A 14,695-nucleotide genomic window follows, 5' to 3' on the forward strand; every position below is an offset into this window, starting at 1 on the left:
CCTCCCTTGATTATGAATTGAACTAATCTGCCCTTTAATAAGGGATGAAAAAGGTGTGAATTTTCACACCTTTATTATATTTAAGAGAGGAATTTACATAAATATGAAATTAGCAATTTCTTATAGTGAGATGGTAAAAGAATTTTTAGGAAAAGTAGAAGGAAGTATTAAAATACCTAAAGATGTGCAAGGAACGGAACTTAGGATAAAAAGGAAAACGGAACTGTTTTCAAATTTGACTCACATTGTGGATTTAATAGGAGCGACTACAACGTGGTTATATCATATTTCTAAAGAAAAACATATTGTCGTGCTTTATCATGTAAGAGGAAGTTTATTTCCGATTACTATTGAAGTTTCTAATTTTCTCTCCTATGAAAGTTTAAATTTACAAATTGAAGAGCAACTGGAGCAAATTAAAGAAATGAATGAGGAAGAAATAGAAGAGTTTCAAAACGGTAATACATTATATGAAATGTCACCTATTATTATTGGTGAAACATATTATGAGCTACAAGACATGAATACATTACAATTTGTATTTAGTAAAAATATGAAAAGTGTAGAAATAATATTTAATAGTGTTAATTGGAAAGAGACAACGATTACTCGTTATGCACAACAAATACAAGGTGTTTTAATTGATATATCACAAAATACTAATAAGTATATAAAACGTTTTAATATTATTACAGAGGCCGAGATGGCACTTTATAGTCAAGTGAATGATACGACAGCAGTATATCCTGAGAAAAGTATCGTCGATATGTTCTATAATACTGTTACTCAATTTCCAAATCGTATAGCTTTATCTTCAAGGGAAGGTACTTTAACTTATGAGGAGCTAAATAAAAAAAGTAATCAAATAGCTCATATGTTAATTAAAAACGGCGTCCAATTAGGAGACTATGTTGGAATATTTATGAAACGTAGCATAGACACAGTAGTAAGTATGGTAGCTATATTAAAAGCTGGTGCAGCGTATGTTCCAATTGATCCAGATTATCCCGAAAGTAGAATACAGTACATTATTCAAGATAGCCAAGCGAAAGTTATATTGATGAAAGAGACGCCTATAACATGTGATGGGGTTCAAACAGTTTCAATGTATGATAGTGAAACTTATGAAGATATAGATGTAAAGTTGTCTATTCATTGTGACGATGTAGCTTATATGATTTATACATCTGGTTCAACAGGGAATCCAAAGGGAACGATGTTAGCACATAGAGGCGTTGTTAATCTGTATACTTGGATGAAAAAGCAATATGAATTGACAGAAGAGGATGTATTTGCCCAATTTCCTTCCTTTAGTTTCGATGCCTCTGTATGGGAGTCATTTGCTTCTTTATTCTGCGGAGGAAACTTGTATGTATTACTAGAGGAAGAGCGATTGTCTGTAGAAGCATTTGCAAATGCAATCTATAAAGTGAAAGCAACTTCAATCTTGGCATTAGCAACAATTTTTGTTCGACAAGTAGCAACTTATTTAGCAGAAGAAGATATATATAAGCTAGCTTCCCTAAAAAGAATTGCGATTGGCGGTGAAATGTTGCCTGTAGAGGTTATTAAATTGTGGAGAGAAAGAATAGGTACAAATGTTGAAATTTATAATGTATACGGACCGACAGAATGTACTGTAGTGACGACAACCTATAAAATACCTAGTCAGTTAAATGAGGATGTTGCGAGTATTCCCATTGGTAAACCATGTGCTAATTATCAAGTTATGATTTTGGATGAGAATATGAATCTTTGTCCAATTGGTGTACCTGGTGAATTATATATAGATTCAGTGGGATTAGCAAAAGGGTATTTTAATAAGCCTAATAAAACAATTGAAGCTTTTATTCCGAACCCTTTCAATCCTATAGTCAATATATATAAAACAGGTGATATCGTTAAGTTGCTAGAGGATGGAAATATAGAGTTTTTACATCGGAAAGATGATCAAGTAAAAATTAGAGGACATCGTATTGAACTAGGAGAAATCCAAAGTAAAATTTCTCATAATCATAATATAAAAGAAAATGCTGTTTTTGCTAAGAAGAGTAAGGAAGGTAGCCAATATTTAATCGCGTTCTATACAACTTTAAATAAAAAAGAAATACCAGAATTAGTTTATCAGTTACAAGAGCAATTACCAGATTATATGGTGCCATCTAAACTAATTTATATTAATGAATTACCACTTACACCTAATAAAAAGATTGATGTTAAGAAGTTAGCTCAGTTAGAAGAAAAGTATGAACCGGTTCGTCTACAAGAATATGTTGCACCTTCTAATAAAGCAGAAAAACAAATAGCGAACGCTTGGGCAGAAGTATTAGGAATTTCAAAAGTTGGAGTACATGATGATTTCTTTACAATTGGTGGACATTCATTAAAAGTATTACGAGTCTTAACATTGTTAAAAGAAGATTTCTCACATTTAACAATTCAAGATTTCTTTAAAGAAAGAACGATATATGGATTAGCTCGAATTGAGCGAGAAGTAAAAGTAGAGAAAGAAGAAGTATTTCGTGAATATAAAGTGATTCACGAACCAGATACTATCACGTATGCAAACGTTTTGGAAGAAACCCAGATTTCAAATGTCTTTTTAACAGGAGCTACTGGTTATTTAGGATCACACATATTATATGAATTGTTGAGAGATACATCTGCTACTATTTATTGTTTAGTAAGACCAACGAAAGATGTGCAGCAAAGAATTATAGATACATTAACAGGCTACTTTAATGATATATGTGAAGAATGGTTACAGCGTATACAGGCCGTAGCTGGTGATCTGGGAGAAGAGTATCTTGGGATGAGCGAAGAAGAATTTATGTTCATCAGTTCTAAGATGGATACGATAATTCATTGCGGTGCAGATGTAAGACATTTTGGAGATGTAAAACAATTTGAAAATATAAATGTCCAAGGAACTAGCCGTATGCTAGCATTAGCGGAGAAAGGTGCTACATTCCATTTTATTTCTACAATTGGTATCCCGTTAGAATTAGCGGTAGATCAATGGGATACATACATGAAAACTGGTGATTTTAATTACAGTGTAGACTTAGAGAATGTATATTCAAATAGTAAACTACAAGCGGAAAACATTGTTCGTGAAGCAATGAAAAATGGTTTGCGCGGAAATATTTATCGTGCAGGTAATTTAGCATGTCATTCAGAAACAGGTTCGTTCCAACAAAATATTGAAGGAAACGCATTTTATCGTCTTATTAAAACAATGCTATTAATTGGGAAAGCACCAAATGTGAAGTGGAAAGTTGATTTCACACCAATTGATTTTGCTAGTAAATCAATTGTATCGTATTTACAAGATGCGCAAATTGTAGGAGAGACGTTACATATTTGTCATCCACATCAAATTGAGTTTGAACAATTTATACAGCTAATTGGAGAGTGTGGATACAATCTTGAAATGGTTCCACTTTCAGAATATGTAAATACCGGACTTGCATTAGCGAAGGGAAATGAAGTAATAGCAGAGTTAATTGCTTCTCAAGTTGCAGGAGATGGAGCGCAGCAATCTGAAATTGTAATGGGTACGCGTAGAACGAATGAATGGATTAAGAAAAAAGAATTGATAGTACCAGCAATTAATAAAGAATTTATTCAGCAGTTATTAGCTCATGGTGAAAAAGTTGGTTATTTTCCAAAAATAATGAAATGATTATGCATGCTTTTGTTTGTTCAATAAAATAAATCATGCTACAATGAAAACGAATTAAGGACCGGGGAGCCAATTGGCTGAGAGGATGTAAGTAAACATCGACCCTCAACCTGATCTGGATAATGCCAGCGTAGGGAGTTACTTAAAGTGATGTAGCATATGTTATTCTGTAATAACTTGCATACAAGGCTTTCCTACGCAGTAGGAAAGCCTTTTCTTATTTTTGAAATTTAATTTTATAAGGGGGATTTTATTATGTCACAACAAGTTACAATGTCATTTTCAGTAGTACCACAAGCGAAAACGAAAGATGTATATTCTGTTGTCGATAAAGCAATTGAAGTTGTGCAACAATCGGGAGTTCGTTATGAAGTAGGGGCAATGGAAACAACTTTGGAAGGAGAATTAGATGTACTTCTTGATGTCGTTAAACGTGCGCAACAAGCTTGCGTCGACGCTGGAGCAGAAGAAGTGATTACTTCTATTAAAATCCATTATCGTCCAAGCACTGGTGTAACGATAGATGAAAAGGTTTGGAAGTACCGTGATGAATATGCAAAACCAGAAGCAATCTAAACTTATTACAACTATTTGGCTTATCCTTCTCATTGCGATATGGGAAGGATCTGTTTCATTATTTAAAATCGAACCGTGGATTTTACCAAAGCCTTCTGCCATTGTTCAAGAATTAATTGGGATGAAAGATTTACTATTACCAAATACGATGCAAACACTGCAGGAAGTTATAATTGGACTATTCTTTGCAATTTTATTGGGGACGAGCATCGCAATTATTATGGACGTTATACCGTTATTTCGTATTTTAATAAATCCATTGCTCGTTATTTCGCAAACAATTCCAATTGTTGTACTTGCACCGCTATTTATTATTTGGTTTGGATATGGGATGTTACCGAAAGTAATGGTCGTAATACTCGTTTGTTTCTTCCCAATTGCGCTTAGTATTTTAGAAGGTTTTCAAACAGTAGATAAAAACATGCTGAAACTGTTACAAACAATGAAGGCGACAAAATGGCAAGTTTACCAGAAAGTAAAATTTCCAGCAGTGCTTCCATACTTTTTCTCAGGTTTAAAAATTGCAGTTACATATAGCGTAATGGGGGCAATTATCGGAGAATGGCTCGGTGCAAGTGAAGGATTAGGCGTTATGCTTACGAGGGCTACAAAATCCTTTTTGACTGCCCGAGTATTTGGTGTTGCAGCAATCATCGTTATAGTGACATTATTCCTGTATTTTATCGTAGAGTTTATGGCAAGAATAACAGCACCATGGATATATAGAAAGGACGGCAGAAAATGAAAAAAGGTTTGAAAGTTATGTTAGCTGCCTTAGTAGCGGTAGGTGTGGCTGGATGTAATCCGGCGAAGAAAGAAGAAAGTGCAAGTAAAGATCAAAAAGTAAAAGTAGTATTAGATTGGTTTCCAAATACGAATCATACTGGCTTGTATGTAGCGCAAACGAAAGATTATTACAAAAAGCAAGGATTAGATGTAGAAATTATTCAACCAGGTGACAATGTAACAGCAGAGCAAATGATAGCATCAGGAAAAGCAGACTTCGCAATAAGCGCACAAGAAAATGTAACGTTAGCTCGTGTAGAAGGAATTCCTGTTGTATCTGTAGGAGCGATTATTCAGCATAACACTTCAGCGTTTGCATCGCTTAAGAAAGACAATATGACGTCCCCGAAAGATTTTGAAGGTAAACGTTACGGCGGCTGGGGAGGACCAGCAGAAGAAGCGACATTAAAGACGATTATGGATAAACATCAAGCTGATTTTAATAAAGTTGAAAAAATCATCTTAGGACAAACCGATTTCTTTAAATCAATTGGCCGTGATGCAGACTTTGAATGGATTTATTACGGATGGGATGGTATTGAAGCGAAGCGTCAAGGAAAAGAGTTAAATACGATTATGGTGAAGGACTTAGATCCAGCGCTTGATTTCTATAGTCCTGTTATTATTACGAGTGAAAAACATACGAAGCAAGATAAAGACTTTGTGAAAAAGTTTATGAGTGCAACGACAGAAGGTTATAATTTTGCAATTAAGGAACCGAAAGAGGCTGCTGATATTTTAATTAAAGCTGTTCCAGATGTGAATAAAGATTTAGTTCAAGAAAGCCAAAAATGGTTAAGTACGAAGTATCAAGATGATGCTAAAGCATGGGGAGTACAGAAGGAAGAAATTTGGACGAATTACATGAATTTCTTATATGACAACAAAGTTATTAAAAAGAAAATCGATGTAAAAGATGCTTTTACAAATGAATTCCTTCCAAGTGAAAAATGAGCGGATTACAAATAAAAAATATAGTGAAATCTTTCGACGGAAAGAATGTATTAGAGAATATTAGTGCCTCTATACAAGAGGGAGAGTTTGTTTCCTTTGTAGGACCGAGTGGTTGCGGGAAAAGCACATTATTAAACATGATTGCAAATGTTGAAAAACCAACAAGCGGGAACGTAACGTATAAAGATAAGCAAGTACAAGAGCAAGATGTTGTTAGTTATATGCCACAACAAGATTTATTACTACCGTGGCGATCAGCTTTGCAAAATATCGTTCTTCCGTTAGAAATTGAAGGAAAGCCGAAAAAGCAAAGGCTGACAGAAGGAATGGAAGCATTAAAGCAGTTCGAACTAGATGAATATGCAGACCATTATCCAGATGAATTGTCTGGTGGTATGCGTCAAAGAATTAGTTTTCTGCGCACATATTTATGTGAAAAGCCAATTATGCTGCTTGATGAGCCTTTTGGAAAGTTAGATGCATTTACAAAAATGGAAGTACATAGCTGGCTTTTAAACTCTTGGCATCAAGAGAAGCAAACAATCATTATGGTTACACATGACTTAGATGAGGCAATCTTGCTTTCAGATCGCGTATTTATTTTATCTCAAAGACCAGCGTCAATAGTTGGTGAGGTACAAGTGAAATTACCTAGACCGAGAACGATGGATATGTTAACATCACTCGAATTAAAAAAGGATAAAGAAGAGATTTTAAGTGTGTTAGCTCCTTATATGAAAAAATAGAAAAAGCTGATGTTTTAATTTTAGACGAACGGACTAATCATTTGGATGTAGAAACTAAGATGGCTTTACAGGAAGCGTTACAACAATACAAAGGAACGGTTTTAATTGTCTCACATGAACCTTCTTTCTATGAATCGTGGATAACAAAAGTATGAAATATAGAAGAATGGAATACTCAACAATATGAATAAAGAAAAGGCATTAGCTTTTATGAGCTAATGCCTTTTCTTTGTGATTAACATGATTTTCGAGAACTCTTACATGAGAATTGTATGAAGAAGCACTCTTATGGTGCGCTTATAAGCGTGCTTTTTCTTTTGTTATATTTATAATAATACGAAAGCCTTTCCCTAACAGGTGACTATCTTTCTTTATATATATAGATAGTTCAAAGTGGAATGAAAATAATTCCTATATGTAAAGAATAATATGGATATTATAGGAAGACAATAGAAATTAAAGGAAATTCATGTAAAATTCAAATGAACTTCATATAAACTTCATATTATAAAATGAATGTATAAACTTAATATAATTATAATAAGTTATTATTATAATTTGATTTTCCGTAAAATTAAAAGTTTGAATTTAGGAGGTATTACTCAAACCTAAATTCAAACTTTAGTGAAGTAATTAATGGATATTACGTCTAGTTTTCGCTAATGACGGCATTTAAAAGTTCGGCAGGATTACCTGTTCCTGCACCGCCAATTGTAATAGACCCACCAGGAGGAATTTCACCATTCCATCCTGCGTTCGTAATTACATAATGATTATTTGTTTTACTACTAATTTTAGAATCCCAAACTTGTGTTAAATTGCCGCTATAATCAAATTCTAATTTCCAATTTTTAATAGGAGTCGTTCCATTATTTTTAATTATAATCGAGAAGTTATAACCACTGCCCCAATTCGAAGTGACTGAAAATGTAGCAGTACCATTTCCATCAGGAGGTGTTGTATTAGCTTCATCTGTTTTGACAGTAAAAGCGGTAGGTTGTGATTTATTTCCAGCAGCATCTTTGGCAATTACTGAAAATGTGTATTCCGTATTAGGTTTTAAGTTTTTAATTGTAATGCTATTTGTTGTTGTACTCCATTTCTCTTCTCCAGCAGTAATTTCATATTCCGTAACTCCTACGTTATCAGTAGATGCAGTCCAGTTTAATTGAACTGAGTTTGAATTTTTATTCGTAACTACAATGTTTTTAACATTCGTTGGTGGCTCAGTATCTTTTTGACTAATAGGTCCACCAAGTAATTCTTTTACTAGCGTATCAAGTAATTTTGGACCACTACAACTATATTTTGGACTTGTGCGGCAATCTCCGCTTAGTTCCCAAAACATTGCTCCACTTAAACCTTTCGTCTTTATATAGTCTGTTTTGTATTTCATAGATTCATTGTCATCGTAGCTAATAAATGTGCCTGTAGTTGCATTATATAAATAAGGTACTTTAGCTGTGTCATTCCAGTAGCGTACAAAACCATTTTTATTAACGTAATTGGCTGCTAAATCACCGTAATCATACACACCCGTGTCACCGGTAGAATAATCATCCCAAGTACCTTTAGAAGCAAGTTTCCCATCACTACCTGGTTTGCAAGGTTGATATTGTCCGTTATTTTCTTTGCCACAACTTTTCCAGCCACGTCCGTAAAAGGGTACGCCTAATACTAGTTTATCGACTGGAACACCTTCATTTGTATAAACATTTATAGCACCATCTACGTAAAAATTCGTATTTGCTGCTGGGTCATTTGGATCCTTATATAGAGCTGCATTATGATTAGAAGTAGCTTCCCATCCGCCGTGGAAATCATATGTCATAATATTAATCCAATCGAGTATTTGAGAAATTCTCTTTAGCTCTGTATGATCAGCGTAGCGTTGGCTTGCGCCTGAAGCGATTGTTAGTAAATATTGTTTGCCATCTTCAGCACCTGCTTTATTCAAAGCATTTCGGACGTCTTGAAGAAGGAGAGTGAAATTTTGCTTATCTTCAGGACGGTAACTACCACCAGGAATCGTTTCAACGCCCGGATATTCCCAGTCTAAATCTACGCCATCAAACCCATATGCGCGAAGAAAAGCTACTGTAGAGTCAGCAAATACTTTTCTTGTTTTTTCATCAGCGGCCATATCAGAAAAGCGGTTAGACCAAGTCCAGCCACCAACGGAAATAATTGTTTTTAAGTGAGGATATTTAGCTTTTAATCGTTTTAGTTCACCGAAATTTCCGCAACGGGCATATTTATCGCAATCTTCCCAAGTTGTCCCTGAGCCAGGATACGATTTGGTAACATCAGCCCATGGTTCCCCGAGTACGAGAGTACCATTAGGAACCTCTTTATTTTGCAATGGTACACCAGATTCTTTACAGTTCCACGTTTGTTTATTTGGATTATCAGGATGAGTAGAAGGGTTTCCATGTTTTCCATTCCAACAAATATCCGCGAAAGCATAGTTAAGGTGAGTAAGTTTTGATGCATCAATGTCAGCAACTTGATAATTACGTCCGTAAACGCCCCACGAAGGAAAGTACCCAACAATTTTTTGACTTTGCTTTGGTGAATCTGCTAATGCGAGATTTGGAGTAATAAAATTTGTGAGAAAAAGAGGTAAGAAAAGTAGTAGGGATAGTAATAGCAGTGTGAATTTTTGAGACCTCATAGCCATTTCTCCTTTCAAAATAAAAGATATATTTAAAGGCATACGCCAATAAATCAAAATGAATCTAGACGTGTGAAACGTCTAGATAAAATGATCAGACATCACGAAGTCTATACAAGGGAGCTGGGGGTGATTAAATCGTAACAAATGTAAGATTTAGTGTAAACGCTTTATTAAGTTGAAAAAGACTTTCTCAATACAAAAAGGCTTGAATACAAACTATATATGAAAACGAAAAATCGGTATGGGAGGAAAAAGCTCATTATAAATAAATTTGAGAAAAAATTGTATGGAGCCAATTATTAAAGACGTAGAAAGATAAGGAAATATCATGTAAAATAATAGTAAAAATATGTAAAGGAGGGAATAGTGTGGATGTGTTTTTGAACATTGCTGAAGAGAAAATTCGACAAGCAATACGGAATGGTGATCTTGATTATATTCCGGGAAAAGGAAAACCACTACAATTAGAAGATCTTTCAATGGTACCTCCAGAACTTAGAATGAGTTATAAAATTTTAAAAAATGCGGGAATGATTCCACCAGAAATGGAACTACAAAAAGATATATTAAAAATAGAAGATCTAATTGCTTGCTGTTATGATGAAGAAGAGAGAAAGAAATTACGAGAAGAGTTAACAGCAAAAACTCTGCGTTTTCAGCAGGTAATGGAAAAGAGAAAGATTAAAGATAGTTCAGCTTTTCGTATGTATCAAGACAAAGTATTTCGTAAATTACGTTAAGAGGGATAAGATGAATACATTTAAAACGATAGAAGAATTAGCGACCTATATCGAAGAACAACAATTGGTACTTCTGTTTATTAAAACGGAAAATTGTGGTGTTTGTGATGTTATGCTAAGAAAAGTAAATTGCGTATTAGAGAATTATGATTACGTAGAGAAAATAGAGATATTACTACAAGACATGCAAGAGATTGCGGGGCGATATGGAGTATTTACAGGGCCAACAATTTTATTATTTCATAATGGAAAAGAAATTCTTCGTGAATCACGCTTCATTTCACTTGAAAATCTAGAGAGAACCATTCAATTATTCGAGGAATAAGGGAGGCTTTTAAATGGAATTTATTATTGTCATACTATTATTTGTTGTAGTTGGAACAATCGTAACAGCAGTTCGATCGAACAAAAAGAAGGTAAATCTTACAAAACAAAATAACATTCATAATTCATCTAACAGCTCATCACCATTATTTTTCTTTGCTGGATCTGATAATGATAGCTCGCATGATGGCGGCTCACATGATTGTGGAGGATCTTTTGGGGGAGATAGCGGAGGAAGCTGCGGTGGCGGTGGTGATTGATAAAAATGCGCCTTATATTAGGCGTATTTCTTTTTAAACAAACGTTTGATTAGTCGGCTTACATATGCATAAACACAGTTAAACAAACGTTTGTTTAATATTTTTAACATACTAAGGGGAATGGAAATGAAAAGGGAACCGAAAGTGAAAAATAAGGGGAAAGTAGTGTTATTTTTATTAGCTGCGGGAGGCGTATTTCTTGTTAAATTAGCATTTAAATTTGGAACCATACATATGATTCGAACTTGGTTTGAAAGTACGTTTTCTTAAATAAGGAATATAGCCTCTTGCGATAGAGGTTTTTGATTTGTTATTATTAGACTGAACGGTCGGTTTAAAGAGGTGTGAATATGAGAAGAAGTGCAGAAGAGATAAAGAAAGAAATTGCATATAAAGCAGAAAGTCTATTTTCACAGAAGGGCTACGCAGCTACATCTATGGAAGAGATTTGTGAAATTACAGAGCGAAGTAAAGGAAGTATTTATTATCACTTTAAAAGTAAAGAAGAATTATTTTTATTTGTAGTGAAACAGCATACGTATGATTGGATTGAAAAATGGAATGAAAAAGAGAAGTTGTATAGCACTAGTACTGAAAAACTATATGGTCTCGCGGAATATCATGTAGAGGACATACAGCAACCAATTTCAAATGCAATAGAGGAATTCTCTATGAGCCAAGTTGTAAGTAAAGAGATTCTGGATGAACTGTTAGCTTTAACTAGAGAATCATATGTTATGTTTGAGAAATTAATTGAAGTAGGTATACAGTCTGGAGAGTTCCGTGAAGATAATACTCGTGATCTTATGTATATTGTAAACGGATTATTATCAGGACTTGGAGTGCTTTACTACGAATTAGATTATAAAGAGCTGAAACGTATTTATAAAAAGGCAATAGATGTATTGTTAAAAGGAATGGCAGCTGAATAATAGGTCAGTTGCTTTTCTTACAAAATAAATTAGACCGAACGGTCGGTTTGTGAAAGGGGAATGAAAATGAACGCTTTATTTAAAAACCGAGCATTTATGCTCGTTATGGCGTCTGATATTTTACAACAATTTGCAATTTGGATCAGAAATATGGCTCTTTTGTATTTTATAATGGAGCGAACGAATAATGATCCAGTTTCTGTTTCGTTGTTATCAGTTATGGAATATGCACCTATTTTTATTTTCTCGTTTATCGGTGGTGCGCTAGCTGATCGTTGGAATCCGAAAAGAACAATGGTCGCTGGAGATGTATTAAGTGTACTGTCTATTATAGGAATTGTTTTGTTGTTAAAGCTGGATTATTGGCAGGCTATATTTTTTGCAACACTCATTTCCGCGATTGTAGGTCAGTTTTCTCAGCCCTCATCTTCGCGTATATTTAAGCGCTATGTAAAAGAAGGAGAGGTAGCAAATGCGATTGCATTTAACCAAACATTACAGTCATTATTTCTGATTTTTGGACCAGTGGTAGGATCGCTTGTGTATACACAACTTGGTTTATTTACATCACTATATAGCTTAATCATTTTATTTTTGTTATCTGCTATCGCCCTTTCATTCTTACCAAAATGGGTTGAAAAAGAGCAGGTGGCGAGAGACTCATTAAAAAATGATATAAAAGAAGGTTGGAAGTATGTTCTTCATACGAAAAATTTACGTATGATTACGATCACTTTTACAATTATGGGTTTGGCTGTTGGATTAACGAATCCATTAGAAGTATTCCTTGTAATTGAACGTTTAGGTATGGAAAAAGAAGCTGTTCAATATTTAGCGGCAGCTGACGGAATAGGTATGTTACTCGGTGGTATTGTTGCTGCAGTTTTCGCTTCAAAAGTGAATCCGAAAAAGATGTTTGTATTCGGTATGGGTATATTAGCGATTTCATTTTTAGTAGAAGGGCTATCTACATCATTTTGGATTACTAGTTTCATGAGATTTGGAACAGGTATTTGTTTAGCTTGTGTTAATATTGTTGTCGGTACGCTTATGATTCAACTTGTACCAGAAAATATGGTTGGAAGAGTAAATGGAACGATTTTACCACTGTTTATGGGGGCAATGCTAATTGGAACTTCATTAGCTGGAGGATTAAAGGAACTAACTTCACTAGTTACTGTGTTTTGTATAGCAATGGCACTTATTTTATTAGCGATAGGGCCAGTTCTACGCATGCAAATAAAAAAAGACGATGTTGCTAATAAAGAGGCACTAACAAATTCGTTAGTTTCGAAATAACTATTGTAAGGGAGCAAAATTGCTCTCTTTTTCTTTGAGGAACTTTTGACAACTATATGAGCCAATTATATACTGATGTTGTAAAAATAATTTTACAGGTTAGGAGCAATGGTGTGAAAAATCAAATCTATGAATTACGCACTGAAAATAATATTTCACAAGGCGCATTAGCTGATAAATGTAAGGTTTCTAGACAAACGATAAATGCAATTGAGAATAATAAATATGATCCAAGCTTAGCGTTAGCGTTCCGTTTAGCTGAAGTATTAGGAACAACTGTTGATAAATTATTTTTGTACAAGCAGTAGAGTCGTTCATTATAAGGCGCACCTTTAAAAATAAAAAAGATCCTCTTCTTATGAGAAGAGGATCTTTTCTTATAGCGTTTTAGTCTTTGGACTAGGTGGTGTAACGGATGTATTATTTTCTGGAACTCTAGTTAGTAAGAATCCTCCGATAATAAATAGAACAATAATACTAAGAACACCAGCGTTTGTTTTTCCTGTTAATTGCGTTGTAACACCGACTAATACCGGACCCATAATTGCGGCAAACTTTCCAAATATATTATAAAATCCGAAGAATTCATTAGCAGATTCTTTTGGTACTAGTTTTGCAAAGTATGAACGACTTAGTGCTTGAATACCACCTTGAGATGTAGCAACTAACATTGCTAAAATCCAAAAATCAAGTGTTGTTTTTAAGAAATAAGCATATGTGCAAATAATGACATAAATAATGATACCGACATATAGCATTTTTTTACCAGTAAATGTTTCAGATAGTTTTCCGTATAGTAACGCAAATGGACAAGCGACAATTTGTGTTACAAATAATATGATTAATAGATTCGTTGCACTAATACCGAGATCGGTTCCGTAAGCGGTAGACATAGTAATAATTGTATCGACTCCGTCAATATAGAAAAAGTAAGCGATTAGAAACATAAATACAGTTTTATATTCTTTAATATTTTTAAAAGTATCAGCAAGACGTTTGAAGCTCATTCTAATAGGTCTTGGATGACGCTCAATATAGTGTGTTTGCTCTACGTTTTTTAGCATTGGAATTGTAAATAACCCCCACCAAAGAGCTGTTATTGCAAAGGAAATTTGACTAGCAATGCCGACCGATAAGGGAATAGTTCCTTTTTGAGAAAGAATAATAAGAGCGATACAACCGATAAAAGGAATTGTACTCCCGATATAACCTAATGCAAATCCTCTTGTAGAAATTCGGTCCATTCTATCTTCAGAAGTGACGTCTACTAAAAATGCATCATAGAAAATGTTTGCTCCAGCAAAGCCGATTAAGGCGAGCATATAGCACCCTAGCAATAAGTACCACTGAGAGGTTGGAACAATTGCTAACATACTTGTAAATACGATACCAAGTCCAAAGAAGAATGTGAAAAATCGTTTTTTAAATCCTTTATAATCAGCAACTGTGCCGAGAATAGGGGCAAGTATAGAAATTAAAAGTGTTGCGAATGAGTTTGCATATCCCCAATATGCTGTTGAAGTTGCCCCAGATAGTCCAGCTTCTTTTGCAGCTGCTTTAAAGTAAATTGGAAATAATGCAGTTGTAATGACGAGCGAGTATACAGAGTTCGCCCAATCGTATAATATCCAGCTTTTTTCTTGTCTGGACATTTTTTTCATATAATGTTCCCCCTTAAATTTGTTTTACTAACAGTGTACAAAAATAAAAATTATA

The 14,695-nt window shown here is 34.3% G+C and carries 14 protein-coding genes, 1 pseudogene and 1 riboswitch; of the genes and pseudogenes, 13 read left to right on the forward strand and 2 right to left on the reverse strand.

Annotated features, from left to right (window positions below):
* The first annotated feature begins 103 nt into the window (after positions 1–103).
* The 6 genes and pseudogenes from EBQ15_RS22730 to EBQ15_RS31275 all read left to right on the forward strand — a co-directional run.
* Entirely contained in the window at positions 104–3,685 is a 3,582-nt protein-coding gene (locus EBQ15_RS22730) for a non-ribosomal peptide synthetase family protein (RefSeq protein WP_000761489.1), read from the forward strand.
* A gap of 52 nt (positions 3,686–3,737) precedes the next feature.
* A riboswitch (TPP riboswitch) is annotated at positions 3,738–3,839 on the forward strand.
* 101 nt (positions 3,840–3,940) lie between these two features.
* Positions 3,941–4,261 carry an MTH1187 family thiamine-binding protein gene (locus tag EBQ15_RS22735; RefSeq protein ID WP_000082906.1) on the forward strand — a complete coding sequence of 107 codons (321 nt, stop codon included), beginning with the start codon at positions 3,941–3,943 and terminating at the stop codon, positions 4,259–4,261.
* Positions 4,233–5,006 carry an ABC transporter permease gene (locus EBQ15_RS22740; protein WP_001057165.1) on the forward strand — a complete coding sequence of 258 codons (774 nt, stop codon included), beginning with the start codon at positions 4,233–4,235 and terminating at the stop codon, positions 5,004–5,006. Before EBQ15_RS22735 ends, EBQ15_RS22740 begins: the two co-directional genes overlap by 29 nt.
* Positions 5,003–6,001, forward strand: a complete 999-nt coding sequence (locus tag EBQ15_RS22745; protein ID WP_000715573.1) for an ABC transporter substrate-binding protein — start codon at positions 5,003–5,005, stop codon at positions 5,999–6,001. Before EBQ15_RS22740 ends, EBQ15_RS22745 begins: the two co-directional genes overlap by 4 nt.
* Positions 5,998–6,747, forward strand: coding sequence for an ABC transporter ATP-binding protein (locus tag EBQ15_RS22750; RefSeq protein ID WP_000016081.1), 750 nt, complete (start codon positions 5,998–6,000; stop codon positions 6,745–6,747). The genes EBQ15_RS22745 and EBQ15_RS22750 overlap by 4 nt, the downstream gene beginning before the upstream one ends.
* Positions 6,744–6,902: pseudogene (locus EBQ15_RS31275) on the forward strand (P-loop NTPase family protein); the annotation flags it as partial. The gene EBQ15_RS22750 and the pseudogene EBQ15_RS31275, both read left to right, overlap by 4 nt.
* A gap of 494 nt (positions 6,903–7,396) precedes the next feature.
* On the opposite strand, the gene EBQ15_RS22755 reads toward EBQ15_RS31275, so the two are convergent.
* Positions 7,397–9,421: a glycosyl hydrolase family 18 protein gene (locus EBQ15_RS22755; protein ID WP_001257479.1), complete on the reverse strand. Its 2,025-nt coding sequence runs from the start codon at positions 9,419–9,421 to the stop codon at positions 7,397–7,399.
* 371 nt (positions 9,422–9,792) lie between these two features.
* On the opposite strand from EBQ15_RS22755, the gene EBQ15_RS22765 reads away from it, so the two are divergent.
* The 7 genes from EBQ15_RS22765 to EBQ15_RS22795 all read left to right on the forward strand — a co-directional run bounded on the left by EBQ15_RS22765 (position 9,793) and on the right by EBQ15_RS22795 (position 13,287).
* A complete protein-coding gene (locus EBQ15_RS22765) occupies positions 9,793–10,164 on the forward strand; it encodes a DnaJ family domain-containing protein (RefSeq protein WP_000382367.1) in 372 nt (123 codons plus the stop codon).
* Between the two features lie 10 nt (positions 10,165–10,174).
* Complete coding sequence (locus EBQ15_RS22770) at positions 10,175–10,489, forward strand: thioredoxin family protein (RefSeq protein WP_001091336.1); 315 nt, start codon at positions 10,175–10,177, stop codon at positions 10,487–10,489.
* A 13-nt stretch (positions 10,490–10,502) separates the two neighbouring features.
* Positions 10,503–10,748, forward strand: a complete 246-nt coding sequence (locus EBQ15_RS22775; RefSeq protein WP_000394369.1) for a hypothetical protein — start codon at positions 10,503–10,505, stop codon at positions 10,746–10,748.
* A gap of 126 nt (positions 10,749–10,874) precedes the next feature.
* Complete coding sequence (locus EBQ15_RS22780) at positions 10,875–11,018, forward strand: hypothetical protein (RefSeq protein ID WP_000817981.1); 144 nt, start codon at positions 10,875–10,877, stop codon at positions 11,016–11,018.
* Positions 11,019–11,098: 80 nt separating this feature from the next.
* Positions 11,099–11,680, forward strand: coding sequence for a TetR/AcrR family transcriptional regulator (locus tag EBQ15_RS22785; protein WP_001254434.1), 582 nt, complete (start codon positions 11,099–11,101; stop codon positions 11,678–11,680).
* Between the two features lie 66 nt (positions 11,681–11,746).
* Entirely contained in the window at positions 11,747–12,979 is a 1,233-nt protein-coding gene (locus EBQ15_RS22790; RefSeq protein ID WP_000992566.1) for an MFS transporter, read from the forward strand.
* A 56-nt stretch (positions 12,980–13,035) separates the two neighbouring features.
* Positions 13,036–13,287, forward strand: a complete 252-nt coding sequence (locus tag EBQ15_RS22795; RefSeq protein WP_065845593.1) for a helix-turn-helix transcriptional regulator — start codon at positions 13,036–13,038, stop codon at positions 13,285–13,287.
* 69 nt (positions 13,288–13,356) lie between these two features.
* Here EBQ15_RS22795 and EBQ15_RS22800 read toward each other — a convergent pair whose 3' ends face one another.
* Positions 13,357–14,640, reverse strand: a complete 1,284-nt coding sequence (locus EBQ15_RS22800) for an MFS transporter (protein ID WP_000738805.1) — start codon at positions 14,638–14,640, stop codon at positions 13,357–13,359.
* Positions 14,641–14,695: the final 55 nt, after the last annotated feature.

It is taken from the genome of Bacillus sp. 2D03, from assembly GCF_003946765.1.
GTDB lineage: Bacteria > Bacillota > Bacilli > Bacillales > Bacillaceae_G > Bacillus_A > Bacillus_A cereus.

What these genes read in the sequence shown, in the direction of transcription:
- EBQ15_RS22780 (WP_000817981.1), top strand. Translation starts at nt 10,875, where the DNA reads ATGAAAAGGGAACCGAAAGTGAAAAATAAGGGGAAAGTAGTGTTATTT.
- EBQ15_RS22735 (WP_000082906.1), top strand. Translation starts at nt 3,941, where the DNA reads ATGTCACAACAAGTTACAATGTCATTTTCAGTAGTACCACAAGCGAAA.
- EBQ15_RS22785 (WP_001254434.1), top strand. Translation starts at nt 11,099, where the DNA reads ATGAGAAGAAGTGCAGAAGAGATAAAGAAAGAAATTGCATATAAAGCA.
- EBQ15_RS22750 (WP_000016081.1), top strand. Translation starts at nt 5,998, where the DNA reads ATGAGCGGATTACAAATAAAAAATATAGTGAAATCTTTCGACGGAAAG.
- EBQ15_RS22740 (WP_001057165.1), top strand. Translation starts at nt 4,233, where the DNA reads ATGAATATGCAAAACCAGAAGCAATCTAAACTTATTACAACTATTTGG.
- EBQ15_RS22795 (WP_065845593.1), top strand. Translation starts at nt 13,036, where the DNA reads ATGAGCCAATTATATACTGATGTTGTAAAAATAATTTTACAGGTTAGG.
- EBQ15_RS22800 (WP_000738805.1), bottom strand. Translation starts at nt 14,640, where the DNA reads ATGAAAAAAATGTCCAGACAAGAAAAAAGCTGGATATTATACGATTGG.
- EBQ15_RS22730 (WP_000761489.1), top strand. Translation starts at nt 104, where the DNA reads ATGAAATTAGCAATTTCTTATAGTGAGATGGTAAAAGAATTTTTAGGA.
- EBQ15_RS22770 (WP_001091336.1), top strand. Translation starts at nt 10,175, where the DNA reads ATGAATACATTTAAAACGATAGAAGAATTAGCGACCTATATCGAAGAA.
- EBQ15_RS22745 (WP_000715573.1), top strand. Translation starts at nt 5,003, where the DNA reads ATGAAAAAAGGTTTGAAAGTTATGTTAGCTGCCTTAGTAGCGGTAGGT.
- EBQ15_RS22755 (WP_001257479.1), bottom strand. Translation starts at nt 9,421, where the DNA reads ATGAGGTCTCAAAAATTCACACTGCTATTACTATCCCTACTACTTTTC.
- EBQ15_RS22790 (WP_000992566.1), top strand. Translation starts at nt 11,747, where the DNA reads ATGAACGCTTTATTTAAAAACCGAGCATTTATGCTCGTTATGGCGTCT.
- EBQ15_RS22775 (WP_000394369.1), top strand. Translation starts at nt 10,503, where the DNA reads ATGGAATTTATTATTGTCATACTATTATTTGTTGTAGTTGGAACAATC.